The sequence below is a fragment of the Psychrobacillus sp. FSL W7-1493 genome (genome assembly GCF_038004905.1).
In the GTDB taxonomy this organism is placed as follows: Bacteria; Bacillota; Bacilli; order Bacillales_A; family Planococcaceae; genus Psychrobacillus.
This window is the reverse complement of the sequence record NZ_JBBOSB010000001.1, coordinates 3,108,062-3,128,611: the sequence shown is the minus strand read 5'-3', so window position 1 is coordinate 3,128,611 and position 20,550 is coordinate 3,108,062. Positions and strand designations below refer to the sequence as shown.

The 20,550-nt window shown below is 37.1% G+C and carries 17 protein-coding genes; 12 read left to right on the top strand and 5 right to left on the bottom strand.

The features are described from left to right. The first annotated feature begins 7 nt into the window (after positions 1-7). The 4 genes from MKX96_RS15665 (at position 8) to MKX96_RS15650 (ending at position 6,735) form a co-directional block, all read left to right on the top strand. Positions 8-1,177: a metal-dependent hydrolase family protein gene (locus MKX96_RS15665; RefSeq protein ID WP_340886079.1), complete on the top strand. Its 1,170-nt coding sequence runs from the start codon at positions 8-10 to the stop codon at positions 1,175-1,177. A 16-nt stretch (positions 1,178-1,193) separates the two neighbouring features. Next, complete coding sequence (locus MKX96_RS15660; RefSeq protein ID WP_340885045.1) at positions 1,194-2,327, top strand: M24 family metallopeptidase; 1,134 nt, start codon at positions 1,194-1,196, stop codon at positions 2,325-2,327. A 21-nt stretch (positions 2,328-2,348) separates the two neighbouring features. Beyond that, complete coding sequence (locus tag MKX96_RS15655) at positions 2,349-3,749, top strand: sodium:solute symporter family protein (RefSeq protein ID WP_340885041.1); 1,401 nt, start codon at positions 2,349-2,351, stop codon at positions 3,747-3,749. A 397-nt stretch (positions 3,750-4,146) separates the two neighbouring features. Continuing rightward, on the top strand, positions 4,147-6,735 hold the full coding sequence (locus MKX96_RS15650) for a bifunctional 2',3'-cyclic-nucleotide 2'-phosphodiesterase/3'-nucleotidase (protein ID WP_340885039.1): 2,589 nt from the start codon (positions 4,147-4,149) through the stop codon (positions 6,733-6,735). 468 nt (positions 6,736-7,203) lie between these two features. On the opposite strand, the gene MKX96_RS15645 is transcribed toward MKX96_RS15650, so the two are convergent. Beyond that, on the bottom strand, positions 7,204-8,028 hold the full coding sequence (locus tag MKX96_RS15645; RefSeq protein ID WP_340885036.1) for a DUF2599 domain-containing protein: 825 nt from the start codon (positions 8,026-8,028) through the stop codon (positions 7,204-7,206). 313 nt (positions 8,029-8,341) lie between these two features. Here MKX96_RS15645 and MKX96_RS15640 point away from each other — a divergent pair, with 313 nt between their 5' ends. From MKX96_RS15640 to MKX96_RS15625, 4 genes are all read left to right on the top strand, one after another. Next, the gene (locus MKX96_RS15640) at positions 8,342-8,794 is read left to right on the top strand and encodes a VCBS domain-containing protein (protein ID WP_340885034.1); all 453 of its coding nucleotides are present in this window, start codon (positions 8,342-8,344) and stop codon (positions 8,792-8,794) included. A 151-nt stretch (positions 8,795-8,945) separates the two neighbouring features. Next, on the top strand, positions 8,946-11,162 hold the full coding sequence (locus tag MKX96_RS15635; RefSeq protein WP_340885032.1) for a hypothetical protein: 2,217 nt from the start codon (positions 8,946-8,948) through the stop codon (positions 11,160-11,162). A gap of 162 nt (positions 11,163-11,324) precedes the next feature. Then, positions 11,325-11,567, top strand: coding sequence for a hypothetical protein (locus tag MKX96_RS15630; RefSeq protein WP_340885030.1), 243 nt, complete (start codon positions 11,325-11,327; stop codon positions 11,565-11,567). A 537-nt stretch (positions 11,568-12,104) separates the two neighbouring features. Next, complete coding sequence (locus MKX96_RS15625) at positions 12,105-12,761, top strand: ribonuclease H family protein (RefSeq protein ID WP_340885029.1); 657 nt, start codon at positions 12,105-12,107, stop codon at positions 12,759-12,761. A gap of 37 nt (positions 12,762-12,798) precedes the next feature. Here MKX96_RS15625 and MKX96_RS15620 read toward each other — a convergent pair whose 3' ends face one another. The 3 genes from MKX96_RS15620 to MKX96_RS15610 all read right to left on the bottom strand — a co-directional run bounded on the left by MKX96_RS15620 (position 12,799) and on the right by MKX96_RS15610 (position 14,736). Beyond that, complete coding sequence (locus MKX96_RS15620; protein WP_340885026.1) at positions 12,799-13,623, bottom strand: aldo/keto reductase; 825 nt, start codon at positions 13,621-13,623, stop codon at positions 12,799-12,801. 142 nt (positions 13,624-13,765) lie between these two features. Further along, on the bottom strand, positions 13,766-14,164 hold the full coding sequence (locus MKX96_RS15615) for a hypothetical protein (RefSeq protein ID WP_340885023.1): 399 nt from the start codon (positions 14,162-14,164) through the stop codon (positions 13,766-13,768). An 86-nt stretch (positions 14,165-14,250) separates the two neighbouring features. Next, positions 14,251-14,736: a sigma-70 family RNA polymerase sigma factor gene (locus tag MKX96_RS15610; protein WP_340885021.1), complete on the bottom strand. Its 486-nt coding sequence runs from the start codon at positions 14,734-14,736 to the stop codon at positions 14,251-14,253. 253 nt (positions 14,737-14,989) lie between these two features. Between MKX96_RS15610 and MKX96_RS15605 the strand changes: the two genes are divergently transcribed. After that, positions 14,990-15,490 carry a competence protein ComK gene (locus tag MKX96_RS15605; protein ID WP_340885018.1) on the top strand — a complete coding sequence of 167 codons (501 nt, stop codon included), beginning with the start codon at positions 14,990-14,992 and terminating at the stop codon, positions 15,488-15,490. 207 nt (positions 15,491-15,697) lie between these two features. After that, positions 15,698-16,225 carry a hypothetical protein gene (locus MKX96_RS15600; RefSeq protein WP_340885016.1) on the top strand — a complete coding sequence of 176 codons (528 nt, stop codon included), beginning with the start codon at positions 15,698-15,700 and terminating at the stop codon, positions 16,223-16,225. Between the two features lie 39 nt (positions 16,226-16,264). Here MKX96_RS15600 and MKX96_RS15595 read toward each other — a convergent pair whose 3' ends face one another. Continuing rightward, the gene (locus MKX96_RS15595) at positions 16,265-17,578 is read right to left on the bottom strand and encodes an HTH domain-containing protein (RefSeq protein WP_340885013.1); all 1,314 of its coding nucleotides are present in this window, start codon (positions 17,576-17,578) and stop codon (positions 16,265-16,267) included. A gap of 74 nt (positions 17,579-17,652) precedes the next feature. Between MKX96_RS15595 and MKX96_RS15590 the strand changes: the two genes are divergently transcribed. After that, a complete protein-coding gene (locus tag MKX96_RS15590; protein ID WP_445678200.1) occupies positions 17,653-19,224 on the top strand; it encodes an AbgT family transporter in 1,572 nt (523 codons plus the stop codon). A gap of 21 nt (positions 19,225-19,245) precedes the next feature. Continuing rightward, complete coding sequence (locus MKX96_RS15585) at positions 19,246-20,547, top strand: amidohydrolase (RefSeq protein ID WP_340885008.1); 1,302 nt, start codon at positions 19,246-19,248, stop codon at positions 20,545-20,547. Positions 20,548-20,550 lie beyond the last annotated feature (3 nt).

Sequence of the window (20,550 nt, the reverse complement as noted above, 5' to 3'; positions counted from 1 at the left end):
GATATTGATGCAGACTATTTTGTATAACTGTTCGTTAATTGACGGACTAAATAAAGATATAAAGGAAAACTCGTATCTGATAATAGAGGATAAAAAAATAGTAGAGGTTGGCACTGGAAAAGTGGAACAGACAGAATCTGCAAATTTAGTGGACGTAAAAGGAAAAATTGTAATGCCAGGGTTAATTGATTGTCATGTGCATTTAGTGTGGGATGGAACGGAAGATCCGCAAAAGAAGATAGAGCATCTAGACGAATCGAAGGTTGCCCTGCAGGCTTACTCGCATGCACTACTAACGATAAAGGAGGGGATCACCACAGTTCGAGACGTTGCCTCTCCAGGGAAAAGTGTTTTAAATTTACGAGATGTGATAAACAACGGAGGTCTAATTGGCCCGACAATTGTTGCGTCTGGTCCAGCCGTTTGTATGACAGGGGGACATGTCCATTACTTAGGTAAAGAAGCGGATGGTCCCGATGCCGTACGTCGAGCTACCCGTGAGGTAATGAAGGAAGGCGCAGATCTGATCAAGCTTATGGCAACTGGAGGTATTTATACATTTGGAGAGGAGCCAGGTTCTCCGCAGTTAAATGTGGAGGAAATGAAGGCAGCTGTCGAGGAGGCACATAAGAAGAATAAGAAAGTAGCAGCACATGCTGAAGGCTTGATAGGAATTCACAATTGTATAGAGGCAGGAGTGGACACAATTGAGCATGCCATTTATGCAGATGAAAGTGCACTCAAAAAAATGAAGGTGAATGACACTTATTTAGTGCCCACGATGATTGTAATGAAAAGATTGGCTACGGATGAGCATATACCAGCGTGGGCATTAGAAAAGGCAAAGCATGTAGTGGAACCACATGAAAATATGCTAAAGCAGGCTGTACAGCTTGGAGTAAAGATAGCAACTGGGACAGATTGTGGTTCACCGGTGACTCCACCAAGCTACTATTTCGATGAATTATTAATAATGGAAGATGCGGGAATGTCTAGGTTGGAAGTTCTTCAAGCATCTACTCGAGTAGCTGCAGAATGTTTAGGGCTTAATGATAGAGGTTTATTAAAGGAAGGAATGTACGCAGACCTATTAATTTTGGAGGATAACCCATTAGACGATTTGTCTATTTTGAAAGGTAACAAAAGGATTATGAAGGATGGACACTTTATTAATTAAGAAAGGGGATAAGCATATGAATTTGGAAAAGAGGGTTCATCAGCTACGCCAGGTAATGGATGACAAGGAGCTGACATGTTCAGTTATTTTAAACTTTGAAAACCAATATTATTTTAGTGGATTAAAGGCAATCACATATTCTAGGCCGATCGTTTTGTTTGTAGATCAACAACATACAAAGCTTGTAGTGCCATCTTTAGAAGAAAATCATGCTAAGGAAAAGTCTATAGCAGACCAGCTACTTGTTTATTATGAAACTCCTTTACATCAAACACAGGCTAATTCTTATATAGAACTATTTGAAGAAGTGATTGCTTCTTATCCGAAAAATTCTAAGATTGGAGTCGAGTTTGCATCTCTCCCAGTTGAATTAGGAAAGAGGTTGAGAGATAAGGGATTTGATTTAGTTAGCATAGATGATGAGATTATCCATATGAGAGCTATTAAAGAGGAAGCAGAGATAGAACAAATTATAGAATCAGGTAATTTGGTCAGCCTGGCATTAAAGGAGTCGCTAGAGCATGCAACACCTGAAATGACTGAAATGGAGATAGATCAATTTGGAAATACAGCTCTATTTCTAGAGGTAGCAAAGAGGCATCCTAATTCGACGTTAGATTACTTCGTTATGTCACCATCTGGAATAGAACGTACGAATATGCCGCATGTCTTCTCTAATACAAGGCAGCTAAATAAGAATGATCTTGTGATTCACAGCAGACAGGTTGGTATAAATGGATACCGAGCAGAATGTGAACGTACTTTTTTTGTTGGTAATCCTTCATTAGAACAGGAGGAAGCATTTAAGCTGGCTCAAGAAGCGCAACAGGCTGCATTAGACTTTATACGTGTGGGCGTAACAGCAGCAGAGGTAAACGAGGTTGCTTTACAGGTTTTCCGAGATGCCAATATGGAGCAATATGTGAGACATCGGACTGGTCATGGTATAGGGATAGGTCTTCATGAGGAGCCGTCATTAAAGTATTCTAATGATCTTGTATTACAGGAAAATATGGTGTTTTGTGTGGAGCCTGGGCTATACATACCTGGTGTTGGAGGCTTTAGGCATTCAGATACAGTCATTTTAAGGGGGGAGGGCACACAGTTAATTACTCATTATCCAAGTAAGCTGGAGGATTTAATTTTTTAACTAATTAGGGGAGGGAAAGGGATGAGTATTTATTTAATAGCCGTCGTTATTTATTTAGCTGTAATGGCCTTGATGGGGGTTTACTTTAGTAGAAAATCAATTGAGACTAGCAAAGATTTTATGGCAGCAGGCAGAACACTCCCCTTATGGGTTATGACAGGAACTCTGTTAGCTACCTTTGTAGGTTCAGGAACGGTAGTGGGTGGAGCAAGCTTCATTTATCAATATGGTCCATGGGCAGCCATTTTCAATCTATCGGGTGGGATCTTCGGTATTATCGTACTTTATTTTATCGCAGGTAGGGTTCGAAAAGGGGAAGCTTTTACTGTTCCAGAAATTATTGAAAAGCGTTTCGGAAGTCAGGCTAGACTAGTTGCCAGTATTTTAATACTTCTGGCGTATGTAGGAATTACGGCTTACCAGTTTACTGGTGGAGCATATGTTTTACAAATTACAACGGGCTTACCTATACAGACAGGCGCTATTATCATCGCCATACTTGTTATTTTCCTTACAGTGAGCGGTGGGTTATTCTCGGTTGCATACACTGACGCGTTAAGTGCACTTTTAATTGTTTTTGGGTTTTTAATAGGGTTGCCTTTCGTGTTAAATGGAGTTGGAGGCTTGGAGGGATTGTCTCTAAATCTTCCAGAGCAGACAAAGCAATGGAATGGCGGGCTTAGTAACTTGCAATTATTAGGATATTTCTTACCTTTGTTTTTATTGATACTTGGTGATCAAAACATGTATCAGCGATTTGCTGCAGCAAAGGATGAAAAAACTGCAAGAAATTCTACAATAGGTTTTTTTGTAGGAAGCGTTCTGGTAATTGGATTAACGATAACTTTTGCAACTGCGGCAATTGTGATGTTCCCTAATATTACTCCTGATACTGCAGTATTGAATATGGCGATCAATGGATTGCCCTTAGGAATCGGGTTGGTCGTTCTCTGTGCGTGCGTTGCCTTCATCATCACCACGGGAACGTCGTATTTACTCTCGGCTTCAGGAAACATTGTGTATGATATGTACAAAAGGTATAGCAAAAAAGATATTCCCGATAAAAAATTATTAAAGATGAACCGCTATGTTGTAATAGGGTTAGGTTTACTAGCATATGTGCTAGCAATGTACTTCCCATCAGTTCTAGCTATTCAAATGTACTCGTATACGATGTACGGAGCAGCAGTTACCCCTGCACTGCTTGCGACGATTTTGTGGAAGCGCGCCACTAAGCCCGGGATATTAAGCTCCATGGTAGTTGGTGGATTGAGCACAATTTTATGGGAAGTAGTGCTGAGTAAACCATTTGAGCTAAATAGCGTATTATTCGCATTGCCAATGGCCGTCCTCACTTTAATAATTGTCAGCCTACTCACCCAGCCAAGAGTAAGCGTAACGGGAAGCTTGGCGAAAAACTAGAGGTGTGAAATGTTGAATGCGATGAGTTATGTTACAAGTGCCTGGCACCCGTAATACTATGATAAAAATTATGAATGGAAACCCCTTGCTCGGATCTTAGTGGAGCGAGGGGTTTTTCTATGGTTTTAGTGTGAAATGTTATAGAAGTATTATTACAGGTGCCAGGCACCTGTAATATACTACCTCTATAATATAATAGACAGTAAAAGTATATGTTTATTTACAAGTAATTTGGTTTTCATTTATGTATTTAGTTTTATTTTGTATAGTCTTCGCAGAGTGCGTATTGTTTTAGTGATAATAATTGATTATCTTTAAAGAGTAATTAATTATTCTATTTTTAAAAAATAGATATACTAGTTAGATAATAAAAGAAATTAGAAACAGGAGTGGGATTGTGAAAAAGGATTCTATAAAAAAATCGGTAGTCGCTGCTGCACTAGCGACTTCATTGTTTGCCTCAGCAAATGTAACTTTTGCGAGTAGTTCGACACAACAAATTGTAGACCAAGCTCGTATGGACATGAAAAATGCAGCGTATGCTTACGTTGTGCCAGCTCAAAAAGGTAAAATTGCTACTTCTAAAGAATTATATCCCGCTTTAAACAAGGCTAAAGCAAGTTATGCAAAAGCCAGAACTGTTATTACTAAATCGAACGCTAAAAACAAAGCTTCTATGCTAAAAGATTTGGATACTTTGTATTATGAGAAAGTAACAAAAGGAATTATTCCTTATATCGATGCTTATAATTATGCGGATAAATATTTGAACCCGATTATGGAGGATATTGAAGAGGCGGAAGCTGCCCGTAACGTTATCCAAATTGAAAAGTCTTATCATGCGTTATCTGCACAGTTAAAATCTAGAACAGCTATCATGTATCGTTTTTCTGGTAAAGCTGCACGTGATTTATTGTTAAAAGAATATAAGGATCCTGCTAATGCGAAACGTGACGAGTTACAGATTCCCGTAACTATTTTCATGGGAATAGTAGAAGCGGATAAATTAGTACAAGAAGGTAAAAAAGAAGAAGCCACTGCAGCCCTACTTAAAGTTTACCCATTGATAGATAAGGTTCCTGATTCTAATGCATTCCCAGGATTTAAACAATTCCTAAGAGACTTATATAATCAGAAAATAGGTGAAGAAGTAGTTGGGAAGGATACTGTTTCTTTACGTATCTTAGGAACTTCTGATATTCACACTAATATCGTAAACTATGATTATTATAAAGACACAGCTTCTAATAGCTTAGGTCTTGCTAAAACAGCTACATTAATTAAAAATGCACGTACGGAAAATAGTAACTCATTGTTATTCGATAACGGAGATTCTATTCAAGGGACTCCGCTAGGCTCTTATAAATCGTCAGTGGACAAGCTAGTGGATGGAGAAGAACATCCTTCTATTACAGCAATGGAGCTTTTAGACTATGATGGTGCAACATTCGGTAATCACGAGTTTAACTATGGCCTTGATTTCTTAGATGAGGTAATGGATGATGCAGACTTCCCTTATGTAAATGCAAACGTTCGTGATGCAGCTACTGGTAAGTTAGCTTATACACCATACGTATTAATCGACAAAGAAGTGGTTGATGCAGCTGGAAATAAAACAACTGTAAAAGTAGGGGTAACAGGTATTGTACCTCCACAAATCCTAAAATGGGATAAATCTCATTTAACAGGAAAAGTGACAGTGGATGATTCAGTTCAAGCTATCGAAAAAGTTGTTCCTGAAATGAAAAAAGCAGGAGCAGATGTAGTAGTCGTTCTTTCTCACTCAGGTATGGGTGATGCAACACATGAGGTTGGCGAAGAGGATGTAACTTATTTATTAACTAAAGTTAAGGATGTAAATGCAATTATCACAGGTCACGCGCACCAAGTGTTCCCAGGTAAAGTGGATGCTTCCCTAACAAATGTTGATATCGACAAGGGAACTATGAATGGCGTGCCAGTTGTAATGCCTGGTAAGTTTGGTAGTCATTTAGGTGTAATTGATTTAACGCTTGAAAAAGACGGTAAAGGCTGGAAAGTTGCTTCTTCTAAAGCAGAAGTTCGTACAATTGCTAAGGATGCATCTGATGTAGACCAAACAATTGTAAATGCAGTTAAAGAAGCGCATGAAGGAACTATTAGCTATGTTCGCCAAGCAGTAGGTACAACTACAGCGGATATTCATAGCTACTTCTCTCAAGTGCAAGATGATCCATCAATCCAAATCGTTACAGATGCACAAACAGAATATGTAAAATCTAAGCTAAAAGGAACTGCAAATGAGAACATTCCAGTCCTATCTGCAGGTGCTCCATTTAAAGCAGGAACAAGAAGTGACTCAGAATATTACACATATATCCCTACAGGTCAGTTAGCGATTAAAAACGTTGCGGATCTATACTTGTACGACAACACACTTTCTTATGTGAAAGTAACTGGGGCAGACGTCAAAGACTGGTTAGAGATGTCTGCAGGGCAATTCAATCAAATTGATGCAAACAAAACAGGTGAACAACAGTTAATCAATACAGATTTCCGTTCATATAACTATGATGTAATCGATGGAGTAACATATGAAATTGATGTAACAAAACCAGCGAAATATGATCCAGATGGTAATCTAGTGAATAAAGATGCTTCACGTATTGTTAACCTACAATTTGATGGCAAGCCTATCGATTTAAAGCAACAATTCATTGTAGCAACAAATAATTACCGTGCAAACGGAACATTCCCAGGTGTGCGTAATGCAACCGAAACAGAAGTATATCCTGATGAAAACCGTCAAGCAATCATTGACTACATCTTAGAAAAGAAAACAATCGACCCTTCTGCAGATGGAAACTGGAAATTTGCACCTCTTCCAGCAACTGCAAAAATCGTATTCGAATCTTCGAAAAATGCTGCAAAAGTAATTCCAACTGATGGCAACATCCAATTCATGGGTGAAGGCACAGACGGATTTGGTAAGTATTCTATTAAGTAAATAAAAAGATAGTGTTGTATGTAGCTAGAAAAAGATGACTTCGGCAAATAGCCGTAGTCATCTTTTTAATGTGGATAAAAATTAACTCTAGAATGTAAGAGTTATTAAAAGTGTTATTGAGAGGTAAAATAAAAAGCCCCAAATAGGTACACTTTTGAAAGTGGTTACTATCTGGGGGTAAATGGTTATTATCTAATAATTTCATACTTCTTAACATAATTACAATGTTCACATGCTACTCCATTTTGCGTTCTAGTTTCAGGATCTTGGTAGTAGATTAAATCAAATCCACATATTTCGCACTCCATGTGATGAAAAATAGTGCGTGGTCCTATGACAGTGTCAAGTAAATTGATGAATTCCATATGCTGCATAATTCGAACTCCTTATAATTTTGTATGTATACTTAGGCGAAAATGTTATTCATATTTCGTCGGAATTTTTATGTGAGTAAAAAGTTTAGAGAATTTATTTAGTACTTGGGTTACAGGAGGACATAACAGTAGAAAAGTATCCCACATTTTTTCTTGCAGGCTCTAAGTTCCATTCTCCTTTAGTTTTTGCAAAATTAAAATGGCAATCAAACTGATTTTGTAATCCTTCGATATTACTCCATTTCTCATTGGTTTTATGTATTTCAACAAGTTTATTCCATGCATCTAACCTCTTTAACGTTGAAATTTCATAATTAGCAGACGCTAACAAATAGGTGCTAGGTTTCATGCTGACAGAATGGAGGTTGCCCCTTTTAATCCAGTCATTATTATCAAAGTATGTGTCAATATCTGGACTAGTAATTTCAATAGTAATAGTTACTGGTTCTAATAGTTTCTTTGTTTCTATTTTCAATTCTAGTATATTCTTATCTCGAACATTTGTAGTCAACTGTAACTTATTTTGAATTTTTTCTGTGGAGATAAAAAATAATCCGAGAGACTCATTTTTATTATTGGAAATATGTCCTGCATTAAATTTCTTTCCAGAGGGATCCTTATAAAGGGTTATATACTCTTTGTTAGAGAATTTAAAGGGAAGTTCTAAGCTAATGCTAGTTGTTGAAGGCAGGACCGTGAAAGATTGTGTCCAAGTTGAATCTTCCTTTTCTTTTATAATCTCTTTTGAGAAATAAATATAAGGTGAATTTTTCAAGACGTTTGTTGGTCCAAAACTAATATCACCTCCATTTTTGCTAGTTATAAAGGCCTTGTTGTTTATTACACTAGCAGAAGCAGTACTTCCGAATAAAGTTAAATAAATAATAAATATTAGTAAAATAGTAATGTTTGATTTCATAGTATAAATGACTCCTTGTTGTATTATGAAGTTCATTATAACAGGACTTATTTCATAATAAAAGAGCTATTTATTGAAAAAAAGAAAAATATTTTTATTTAAAATAGAATAATGGTTATAAAGACATGTCTGTTCTATTTGGTAAGTATACAAAGATATTTTATTAGGTAAAAAGAATTATTGTTTCATATTTATGACAAGTGCCTGGCACCCGTCATAAATATGAAACTAGTGAAAGTATTTTTCTATTTTTCTTTAAGTGTGGTATTCTGAATAATAGGAATAATTATCAAGTTAATGGAGGCTAGTGCGAATGAAGTTAAAAAGGTATGTGGCTTTGTTTGTTATAACAGTTTCGTTATTTTTAGTTAATAGTGTGTATGCTGAAGCCAAGATAAAAGTAATGTGGGGAAAAACAGAGCTAAAGGTTGGTCAAATTGGAAAAGTAACGGTCCAATCCGATACAACTCTTTGGAAACTAGAGGCTGATCAATCTTTAACAAAGGTACGAAGCTTGAAAAAGGGTGAGGAATACCGTGTATATCGCTATATTAGTTCCCATAATGGTCTTTATGGTGTAGGAGGAGGGAACTTTGTGAAAAAGGATATATCTATTAAGTACGAAACTCCATCTAAAGCTAAGCTAAGATTATTAAACGGTGATAAACCAGATGTAGTCGAAACGCCGGCTAATCCAAAACCAGGAGATACGCTTCCAGTTGAGCCTCCTAAAAAAGATAATCTAACTGTAATCTCTGTTGAGTAGCCTAATTCTGTCCCATCATTGAGTTGATGGGACATTTTATGTGTGTAGATTTGGAAAATATTGAAACAAATAATTAAAAATTTCCTAAATTTAGAAATATTTTTACCGTAATTTACATGTTATGATTAATATAAAAGGAAGGGAGCTCCATATGGGAAAGTCTAAAACGTTCAAAATTTCCGTAGCAGCCTCAGCAATTATAGCAGCTACGCCATTAACCCAAGCTAACGCTGCAACAAATGTGAATCAGCTTGTAATAAATGCGCAAAACGCAAGCACCATATTAAAGTGGGCCATTTCTGTAGAAGGGTTCGCAGATTTCAAAACAAAGCCATATGAAGAATATAATACAGCGATAAAATACATAGAAGCAGCAGAAAAAGCGGCTGCCAGTCTCTCGAGCTCTAAACGATTAAGTGTACAGGCCTCACTGGTAGACGCAAAGGTCCAAGTAAAGCGAGCACAGGCATACATAGATGCAATTACTTCAAGTGAAAAAATAAAAGCCCTAACGTCTAATGTTCAACTAGCAATATCTTCTGGAAATTTAGATGATATAGAGACTGCCTACCACGTGGCTTCTGAAGAATATCGTAAGCAAGCCAAGCTACTGGATAGAGTCTATGGGCAGTCCACTAGAGACGGAATTCGAAACTCAGTAAAGCCCACTTTTGAACATCTCATACAAAGTATTCGATACGATGTAACCGTACATATGCATATAAAAAAGGCAGAACAACTTTCGAAGGAAGATAAATACATAGAAGCTGATTTAGAGCTGATGAAGGCTCATCAATACTTACAGGATTTCAAGAATACTCACAGATTTCACTCCAAGCTAGTAAACAATTATGAGGCTGTGCAGGATGCCATTCCTATGTTACCTCTTTTTGCCACGCCTGAAGGCCAACATACAGTAACCTTGAAATTGTCAAAAGCAATGGAAAACAATATTAATCATTTAGAACCTGGTCAGTTTATTATTCCGGGGGAAATAATTCAGCAGGCAAAGCTTTCAGATGATCGAAAGTCTATTAAATTATCAACTTCAGAATTAGAATCAGCTACGGACTATACCCTGAGATGGAAAGGGCATTCCGTGCAATTTACGACACCTTCAGTTGAGGACACATCAGGTATTTCATTAACCGATCTAATAGATCAATACCTTGAAACGACGGATACTCGTGTGTATATAGCGAAGTTTACAAATAGCGATGGTTCTCCTTATAACGGCCGAGTAAAAATAAACCTGGCTCAAACCAATGGAGAAGCTACTACAGCTATTATTACTTCCTTTAATGGACAAGTTAATACTGGAAGTCAGGAATGGAGCCATTATGCCGACCAGAATGGTCATGTAGTTTTTACGGTAAAGGCTTCTTCAAGTGAGACAACCAGCGTTCAACCAACCATTCAAAAGCTTGATGGCAATCAAACAAGCAAAAAAGCTGCAATTACTTATTTCTACCAGCTGCAAACTAATGCAGGTGAATATAATTTGAAGCTAGAAAATGCACCTATTCATAAGGATTCAAATTTCATAGTAGTTAACGGGGTTAAATACAAATGGGATACGAATGACTTATTTTTTATTCATGGTCAGATTGTTTCCGTAGAGGAATTTATAGTAGCTTTAACTGAGGGAGACATGCTGACGGTTGGGTATAATCTTAATCCAAAAGATATATCAACGTGGAATATTACTTCAGATCTCACTCGTTATGCCCCTGTTACTATTAAGAATCCGGTTAAATCTTCTGTGACTTTTGATGGCTCATATTACGAGATAAGTGGAACAGCTGAACCAGGAAATAAAGTGAAGGTTTATCGTAATGGTGCTTATGTTGGTATGGTAACTGTGGACAAGGAAGGAAATTGGACAGTTGGAACCGTTAGTTTGCTTCAAAACATAGAAAATGCATTTGTTGCGTATCAGTATGGTCCCGGACAGGATGGTATCGATGGCACAGGCTCGGTGGATCAGGCCAATGCTACGATAAAGGAGGGAGCTTTTGCCTCTACATCTATCACTTACCATGATGAAGGCTCTAAAGGAATTTCTATAATGGATACGCTTGATTTCCAATTTATAAATCCTTCATTTAATCACAGCTTTAAGCCAAAGACTTCTGGGACCATCACTATAAATGATGGGTTTGGTAGGTCAGTGGAAGTACGAGTAGATTATGTGGATGAAGATACTTTAAAGATCGTTGATTTTGTTTCAAGAGATGACCATTTTAATTTTGATGCATCCGTTTTTGTTATAACTTCGACCTCTGGCATAGTCAATCAAGACCAGCTAGAATACAGTGTGAAATCCTCGGAATTGGACGGAACAATTCTTCGGGATTCTTCAAAATAATCAATAAAGGCTATTCTTCGATATATTTCCCGGGGAATAGCTTTTATTTTTTATAAATTTATGAAAAAAAATATAGATTCTCGCCTAGTTTCGACAATCTTTTCAGTTTTGTTCTTATAGAATATAAAGTAACATTATTCTTTTTACAAACGAGGTGATGAAGTGCTAAAAGTAAATATCATTTTGGGTAAAACGTCCTTTACACAGTACATGATAAATAAACTACAAGAGGATCGCAAAAATATAGTAATTGTCATGGACTATAATCATTCGGACGATAAAGAACCATTTGTAGAGAAGGGAGCTATGTATTGCTCTCCAAACCAAGCCAAAACTTACATAGAAATTGCAGGAGATGTACTATTCCACCGCTTTGGTTATGTAAAGCCAAGGTTGAACCACTAAGCTGATAGAAAACAGGGTGTTTGAAGATCTACATCTTCGGACAACCTGTTTTTTAGTTTGGGAGAGGGAATTTGGTTTGGGAAAGAGAATGTTTGTGCGGGATTTGACGTAAATAAATAGATCATTGTCGTAAATTTGGCTGGAGTGGGAGATTCGGCTAGTGATTGTAGTAATTTATGAGTTGATTGTCGTAAAGTGATGCAGGATTGTAGTAAAGTAGCCAATCATTGTCGTATATTTGGCTGGAGTAGGAGATACGGCGAGTGACTGTAGTAATTTATGAGTTGATTGTCGTAAAGCAATGCAGGATTGTAGTAAAGTAGCCAATCATTGTCGTAAATTTGGCTGGAGTGGGAGGTCGGCAAGGACTACAAGCCTATTCTCGCATATCGAACACTCCATTAGCTGACGGATAAATGAGTTCCTTCTATATAAATAGCTAAAACTTTCATAAACGTGAACATAAAGCTTTATGAAACGGGTAAACTAGTTGTAATTATTCGCAGGAAATATTGGTGTGATTTGGAGGAGATTTGGATGAAGATTCGCATTGAGTGGACTTATACAACACCTAGAGGGGCGGAGACGTTTTTTCGGTCAGATGAAATGCCTGTTGCTAAAGCGCTGCTTATTGCAGAAGATATTCAGAAAACAGGTAGAGTAAAACAGATAGATTTTATTGATCAGTATGATAGCTCGTGGCTTTTAAAGGAGTTAAAGAGCTACCTGAAAAGTATTGAAACAGAGCCTCATAATGTGCGTGTTTACTTTGATGGAGGCTTTGATATTCAAACAAAGATGTCGGGTATGGGGTGTGTAATTTATTATGAGCAGAGTGGTAAGGCGTATCGCCTTCGGAGTAATGCTCCCTCCGCACATTTAATATCTAATAATGAGGCGGAGTATGCTGCACTACATATGTGTTTGAAGGAATTGGAGCTGCTTGGTGTTCACCATTTGCCTGTGACGTTTATTGGAGATTCGCAGGTTGTCATTAACCAATTGAGTGGGGAGTGGGCAGTTATTGAGCCGAGTCTTTCGGGATGGGCCGATCGCATAGAAGCGAAGATGAAAAAACTTGGGCTTGATCCGACCTATGAGTTAGTGCCGCGTAAGGAAAATGGTGAGGCAGACAGGTTAGCTACCCAGGCATTGAACGGCATTGAGATAATAGCTAACAGTGAATTGCTATAAAAAAAGCCACTTCCTTTAGGAAGTGGACTCTACCTTCTTATCGAACATTCATCTCATTTGGGTGGGAGCCTTTACGTCGATCAATGTTCAGGCTGTTGATTTGTTCCATTTCATCGTTAGTTAATTCAAAGTCAAACACCTGGAAGTTTTCTTCGATTCTTGATGGAGTAACTGATTTTGGAATTACGATGGTATTGTTCTGTAAATGCCAGCGTAAAACGGTTTGTGCTGGTGATTTGCCATGCGAGTCTGCAATTTTTTGAATGATGGAATCTTGCAGTACCTCTCCACCTTGGTCTAGAGGACTCCATGCTTCTACAAAAATATTATGCTTGGCACAGAATTCCTTTAGTTTACTTTGATCTAAGTAAGGATGACATTCTACTTGGTTTAATACCGGTGGGATTTCACATTCCTCTAAAATGCGCTCTAAGTGTTCTATTTCAAAATTGCAAACACCGATCGCCTTTACTCGTCCATCTTTGTATAGCTTTTCCATAGCTTTATATGTTTCGACATAACTATCAAATTGAGGGGTTGGCCAGTGAATTAAATATAAGTCAACATAGTCAAGACCTAGACGTTCAAGGCTTTCTTCGTATGCGCGTAAGGTATTTTCGTAGCCTTGGTCGCTATTCCAAACCTTTGTAGTGATAAATAAATCTTCGCGAGCTACATTGGCATTTTTTAATGCCTCCCCGACGCCTTCTTCGTTTTTATAAATCATTGCTGTATCAATGGAACGATATCCAGCTTCAATTGCTTTAGAAACTGCTTTAGTAGCTTCCTCACTTGGTACTTGCCAAACTCCAAATCCAAGCTGGGGCATTTTTAAACCATTATTTAAGGTAATATAATTCATTCTAGCATTACTCCCATCTCTCATATATTTTGCATACAATTACCATTTTAGTTTAATAGAAAATAATAATTTTTGCATTTAATTGGAACTCCATTCAAGGAAATCAAGGAAAAAAACCTGTACTTTAAGTACAGGTTTCTAATTACTCAGGATTATTTCTTTTTGTGTTTTCTTGCTTCGCTGGAGAATCATTGTTGGATTCTTCTAGAGATTCCTTTGTAACAGGTGTTTGTTTTTTATGTGATTTAGGATATTTGTTTTTACCAGCTTTATCTTGAGCATTTTCATTAAAATATTGAATGCTTGTCATTGCACCTTCTTCAATCATACGGTTATCATCTGGATCCCCTGGATCAGAAAACCCTGTTTTCGTCACGTATGTTGGTGAGTTTTTGCGTGAGTCCATATAAGAGTCCATTTTTGCTTTCGTATTTTTTAAAGCGACCTTAGCTTTACTACGATTTTCTGCTTTATATAAATAAGTAATGGCGAAGGCTGCGACACTTCCGATGAGTAATGCTTGTTTGTTAACTTTTGACATTCTTATCACTCCCTTTTGAGTCTTACTTAAATAATACCCACTTCAAATCTTAACCAAACACCTCCAAATAAAATCAAAAAATATATTTATCCTCTACCCATCAAGCTCCTCATTTTACATAGTAGTCGTTCTCTTCTCTTTTTAATTCCAGAAACGGTTATTCCATACCTTGTAGCAGCTTGTTTGAGAGAGGTCTCCTCCACAAATAGCCAGCGTAATAATTCTTTTTCGTCGACCGATAATTGTTTTATAGCATTGGACAATTGGTCATGTTCAATAGTGGGGAGCTTGTCATTCTCTAGTAGGTTGCTCAATTGTTCTTCTTCTATAACTTGAAAACGTTCTTCGTTGAGATGTTCTTTTTTTAATTCATCGAGTAATGCTCCATAGATCGTCCGATAAGCAAAGGGAGTAAAGTCACCTTTGGTAGCATCATACTTTAACCAAGCTTTCCATAGTGCGATAAATCCAGCCTGTTTAAAGGTATCGTGGTTTTTATAAATATTTAATTTTCTTATGCAGGCAGAGATCATTGGCTTATAGGCATCCAAAATATCTTCAAAACGCTCCATATAATTTCCATTCCATCATGCATGACTATTTTTTTCCTAGGTATTCCATAGCATAACGAGAAGTCTCGCGATATTCGAATGTGGAAATATGAAGAATTGACATACATACGTTATATTTGTTTTGCAAATTTTAATGAAATACGACAAAATAAATTAAAATCCATATTATATTAATAATTACAATTATTCAGTTAATTCAGACTATACAAAGGAGAGGGTATTTAGTATTATTTATTTAAGGGGAAACAGGGGAGTGAAAAAACTGCTGTATAACGATTCTTTATTGATAACGAGATATACACTTATGATTCAATCAGCATTTTGTGGGGGATATAAATCCATTATCACTACAACACATGGAGTTTTCAGATCTTCCTTATCCGTCAATCAACTACTGAATTTAGCATGTATTCGCCATGCTTCTACATTAGAAGGTCGAATGGAGGCAACTAAGAAAATGATGAATTATGCAAACAAGTCACCCATTTTAATAGCTGAAAAAATTGGTGCTTTTCCAACAAGGTCTTATAAAGACTTAGAATGCATATGGATATTTAATCACTTGTTTCAAATAGAGAATCAGGGAAGGGGTTTATGTAAGCTTACGTTTTACGACAAAATAAGCGTGGACGTAGCTGCTTCTAAGTATACATTGATGAAGCAACAGGAACGATTACACACAACAATGAATTCATTCAGTATGTTAAGTGAGAAGGTAGACTTGTTTGATTTCCAATCTTCAAACAAGATGTAAAGAAAAAGAAAAATAGTTTCTCCTTAATAAAACGGCTGTTTACTCCATAATCAGTCGCTTTTTTATATGTAATATATAGTTATTTATACCTATATTAATGATACATTTTATCTATTACAATTAATTAAAAAAGTATGGAATCAAATTTTTGGTAAAAAGAATGTAAAATTTTGATGTGAAATGGATTGAATATATGGAGGGAATAGTATGGATGTAACTAATGTTTATGTTGACTTTAAAATTGCAGTTGAGGAGGGTACCTCGTTTTTTAGAGTTCTTGCCCAGTGTTTCATCTATAAAGATTCTCATGATGATCCAATACAAATAGGGGAAGCCTCCTTACATTTGTTTAATCCAGTAAAAAACTCTTATCTGGATCTTTGTGGAGAAGCAGACTGCTTGTCAGATAGGCTATCATACTCACTAATAACTTTAGAGAAATTTTGTGAAATAGATAAGATCAATAGTATAGTAGCTGTTTTTCACACATTAAATCTCAAAGAACCTTGGGATGAAAGGGAGCTAAGCATTGCCATCTATAAAAAGCTGGAAGAGCAATTATCATTATTAAATGTTGAATTGATTGTAATTTCAAATAGCCGCCATCAAGTAAAAAATAACATAACCGGATTATCACTGTACTTTAATGAGTTAGGGTTTACATCTTTCCAAAAAGAGAAAGAACCTATCATCATGTATAAAAAAATTTCTAATACATATGCTGAAATAAAATAAACGTAGGCAGCCAATTGTGTAATGATTGGCTGTCTACGTTTATATGTCCTCTAAATAAAGTTGATATACTTTTTTTGGTCGTCCTCTTAATTTTTTTTGCTGCTGTGTTGTTACCTTTGCAGCTCCTTTTTCCTCTAGTTTTTTCAGAATACGATTTGCTGCTCTTTCTGTAATCCCTAAGTGGACACTTAGATCCTCCGCTGAAAGGATATTCGTTTGAAGCTTACTCATAACTGCGATTATTTTCTTCAGTTGAAGGGAGGTCGTGTTTAGTTTAGCACTTAACTTTTCCATTGCTGAATCGTATTGAGTATCTACTTGAATATGTTCTTCGTTCCCAAGAGGTCCAATGAGCATTGCCTCTTTCGTTAATATATAGGACTGCGTTTCAATAGTTGTACATAAGTGAGCTGCTTTTTCTGCGTTTAACTGTGCCGCTTGGATTGAGTTGCCGATACCCCACCCAATTTTCACGATAAATGGTAGCTCTGTGGAAAGGTAGCTGACTAGTTTGCAGCTCGCCATGTCATTTGTTATTAGCTTGAAGTCGCTATAGTTCGTTATAATTTCATAAAAAAATGTATTTTGATGAATGATAAATTTCATATTATTTCTTCGGCTAAAGTCGAGAATAGCTTTATATAAGGACATTTGTTTATATTCCAAATCTCTAAAATTCTCTCGAGTGATAGATAGCTCTAAATGTGCTATTACTACTTGGTTTTCAATAAGCTGGAGTATTTGGATTTCTTTTAGTAGCTCATTTACTTTTTCGACCATGCTTCTCTGGGAAGGTACAACCAAAATTAAGTTTACTCCGTATGGCTTCAATATGTCAGGGAGGCGACTCAGTCTTGTCATGCTTACATCTATCTTGCCTTCCTTCCAAAGCTTCACATGGTAGTTTGTCATTTTTTCATATACTTGGTGATCTGCATAGGACTGCATGGTTGCATCAAAGATATAAGGGAAGTCCTCTTTCTCAGTCCATTCCTTCACTCCAAGATAGTTATTTTCCTCATATAAAAAGTCTATCAAGCAACGTTTCATCTGAAAGTCTCGGTTTGTATACATATATTCAGATAATGAACGATAGAAGTCCGTTTGGGTAACATCAAAATGTAACATCGGAATGTCAATATCGGGGAAGTGTTGCTGGACAAAAAAGTGTGGGATTTGTCCGCTAAATAGAACTCCGTCGACTAATCGAATCTGCTCTAAAAAAATATCCTTTAAATGCTCTAATGATTGGTACACCACAAAACTATACTCACATGGTTCTACTGGTAATGTTTCTACCTGCTTAACCCATTCTAGTGAATTCTCGGTAGTCAATATTAAAATGCGAGGCATAATTATAATGTTCTCCTTTTTCTAAAAATTTGTTGAATTTTGTCTAATTATAGTTTACCCTATTCTTTAAAGACATGTACAAAAAGTGTCTTTTAATAAAAAAAGGGGTGATTATTATTACAACCAACAGTGTTGAGGTGAAAGATAACGGCAAGTTTTCCAAGTTTCTTTCTTTAGTTGAACGGATAGGAAATAAACTACCGGATCCATTTATTCTCTTTTTCTATCTTACTTTAGCATTAATGATTGTTTCAGCGATTTTAAATTTACTTGGTGCCGAGGTTATCCACCCGAATACCGAGGAAACAGTCGTAGTTAAAAGTATACTCTCGGGGGAAGGTCTCCAGTTTATATTAGCTAATACTCTTACCAATTTCACAAGCTTTGCGCCACTTGGTCTCGTACTGACAATTATGTTAGGGATCGGATTAGCGGAAAAAGTAGGTTTATTGGAAATGCTTATGAAGCGTGCAATTGTAAAAACACCTACTAAGATTATTACTTTTACTGTATTCTTCATTGGTATTTTAGGAAATATCGCTTCGGACGCTGCTTTTGTAGTAATTCCACCTTTAGCCGCTCTAGTCTTTTTATCGGTTGGTAGACATCCTCTTGCAGGTTTAGCTGTTGGGGTAGCTAGTACAGGTATTGGTTTTACAGCAAATATTCTTATTGCAGGAACGGATGCTTTGCTTTCGGGTATTTCTACGGAAATTGCTAAGGGCATCAATCCAGATGTAATTGTAACACCGCTAGACAACTGGTTCTTTATGAGTGCCTCTACGTTTTTACTTGCAGCTGTAGGTACAATTATTACAGAAAAGTACGTGGAGCCACGTCTTGGTACATATATAGGAGAGCAACAAGCGTTTTCAAAAGACATTAGTCTGTTAGAAAAGAAAGGATTACGTAATACGTTAATAGCTGCAATTATATTTGTTGCGATCGTAGTTATTGGTATGCTAATTCCTAATTCTCCCCTTTTAAATGAGGATGGCACTATTTTACGTTCACCGTTTCTTTCTGGGATTGTTCCTGTTTTATTTTTGTTCTTTGTAACTATCGGTATCGTGTACGGAGTTACCACGAAAAAAATTCAGTCTACTGCTGACGTTCCAAAAATTATGACAGAGGCGATTGGAAGCTTGTCTGGCTATATCGTTTTAATCTTTATGATCGCTCAGTTTGTTGCCTATTTTAACTGGTCGAATATAGCTATTTGGCTAGCCGTAAACTGTGCAGATCTTTTAACTAAGTTTAATATGACGAATATTTTCGTTATCGTGTTATTTGTCTTTTTAGTAGCGTTTTTGAGTTTATTTATCATTAGTGGATCGGCATTATGGGCATTAGTAGGTCCAGTGTTTATCCCAATCTTTATGCTACTAGGGTATCACCCAGCATTTATCCAGCTAGCATATCGCATAGGAGAGTCGTCTACAAACATGGTAACGCCATTGAATCCTTATTTTGCGATTATCTTATCATTCATGCACCTTTACGATAAAAAAGCAGGTATTGGTACGCTTATGTCACTGATGATTCCGTATACTATTGTCTTCCTAATCGTGTGGATTGCTCTAATGTTAGTTTTTGCATTTTTCGGAATTCCAATCGGGCCAGGAGTATCGCTGTATTTAAACTAAATGAATAAGGAGTGAACGTAATTGAGCTTATTTACAATCCCTTCTAATTCAACGAACCAAATGAATGCATGGAGAAGAGATTTTCATCAATACCCTGAGGTAGGGTGGACAGAATTTCGAACAGCTTCTATTATCGCAAATGAGCTAAAAAATCTTGGTTTTCAAGTGCAGGTTGGTAAAGAAGTAGTATCAGAGAATCGTATGGGAGTGCCGTCAGAGGAGATCCTAACGAAAGTTTATGAAAGTGCCGTGGAAACCGGGGGACATATCGAATACTTAGAAAAAATGGTCGGTGGATATACTGGGGTTGTAGGAACTATAGAAGGCTCCAAGCCAGGACCGACTATTGGTTTTCGTTTCGATATGGATGCTTTAGATATTTTAGAATCAAAAGAGTTTAATCATCTACCGATAGCGGAAGAGTTTGTATCTAAATATGAAGGCAGGATGCATGCTTGTGGTCACGATGCTCATAGCTCGATTGGTTTAGGACTAGCTACTATTCTCTCGCAAAATAAAAAGAATATTGAGGGAGTCATCAAGATTATATTCCAGCCCGCAGAGGAAGGCGTGCGAGGAGCAAAGTCCATGGTCGATGCTGGTGTAGTAGATGACGTCGATTACTTTCTCAGCATGCATGTCGGTACAGGATCACCTTTAAGCACGGTAATAGGAGGTTCGAATGGGTTTTTAGCTACTTCTAAAATAGATGCAACCTTCACTGGAAAGGCCGCTCACGCTGGTGCTGAGCCTGAAAAGGGAACGAATGCATTATTAGCAGCAGCCTCTGCCATTCTTGGTCTTCACTCCATTTCGAGGCATAGTGGTGGAGCTTCTCGTATTAACGTGGGTACGTGCATAGCCGGGGATGGACGGAATATTATTCCCTCTCATGCATCGTTAAAGCTTGAGACACGTGGAGAAAACAGTGAGGTGCATACCTATGTGCATGAGCAGGCTATTTCCGTATTGGAAGGAGCAGCTAAAATGCACGGGGCAGAACTGTCCTATGAAATTGTAGGTGAGGCAAGAACGTGCTCTTCCTCCAATGAATTGGCGGAACTTGTGATTAAGGCAGCAAAGGAAGTGACTGGTGTAAATGAAGTTATACCGATCGCTGATTTTGCAGCTGGTTCAGAAGATGCAACATTCATGATGGAACGAGTTCAACAGAATGGTGGTTTATCTACCTATTCCATTTTCGGAACAACACTAGCATCTGGTCATCATCATGAAAGATTTGATATCGATGAAGCGGTGCTACCTATTGCATTGCAAACTTGGTTAGCTACGATCGAACAAATTTATCAACATGAAAGGTGAGTG

What these genes read in the sequence shown, in the direction of transcription:
- MKX96_RS15665 (WP_340886079.1), top strand. Translation starts at nt 8, where the DNA reads ATGCAGACTATTTTGTATAACTGTTCGTTAATTGACGGACTAAATAAA.
- MKX96_RS15660 (WP_340885045.1), top strand. Translation starts at nt 1,194, where the DNA reads ATGAATTTGGAAAAGAGGGTTCATCAGCTACGCCAGGTAATGGATGAC.
- MKX96_RS15655 (WP_340885041.1), top strand. Translation starts at nt 2,349, where the DNA reads ATGAGTATTTATTTAATAGCCGTCGTTATTTATTTAGCTGTAATGGCC.
- MKX96_RS15645 (WP_340885036.1), bottom strand. Translation starts at nt 8,028, where the DNA reads ATGAAATCAAACATTACTATTTTACTAATATTTATTATTTATTTAACT.
- MKX96_RS15640 (WP_340885034.1), top strand. Translation starts at nt 8,342, where the DNA reads ATGAAGTTAAAAAGGTATGTGGCTTTGTTTGTTATAACAGTTTCGTTA.
- MKX96_RS15635 (WP_340885032.1), top strand. Translation starts at nt 8,946, where the DNA reads ATGGGAAAGTCTAAAACGTTCAAAATTTCCGTAGCAGCCTCAGCAATT.
- MKX96_RS15625 (WP_340885029.1), top strand. Translation starts at nt 12,105, where the DNA reads ATGAAGATTCGCATTGAGTGGACTTATACAACACCTAGAGGGGCGGAG.
- MKX96_RS15620 (WP_340885026.1), bottom strand. Translation starts at nt 13,623, where the DNA reads ATGAATTATATTACCTTAAATAATGGTTTAAAAATGCCCCAGCTTGGA.
- MKX96_RS15615 (WP_340885023.1), bottom strand. Translation starts at nt 14,164, where the DNA reads ATGTCAAAAGTTAACAAACAAGCATTACTCATCGGAAGTGTCGCAGCC.
- MKX96_RS15610 (WP_340885021.1), bottom strand. Translation starts at nt 14,736, where the DNA reads ATGGAGCGTTTTGAAGATATTTTGGATGCCTATAAGCCAATGATCTCT.
- MKX96_RS15600 (WP_340885016.1), top strand. Translation starts at nt 15,698, where the DNA reads ATGGATGTAACTAATGTTTATGTTGACTTTAAAATTGCAGTTGAGGAG.
- MKX96_RS15595 (WP_340885013.1), bottom strand. Translation starts at nt 17,578, where the DNA reads ATGCCTCGCATTTTAATATTGACTACCGAGAATTCACTAGAATGGGTT.
- MKX96_RS15590 (WP_445678200.1), top strand. Translation starts at nt 17,653, where the DNA reads ATGTACAAAAAGTGTCTTTTAATAAAAAAAGGGGTGATTATTATTACA.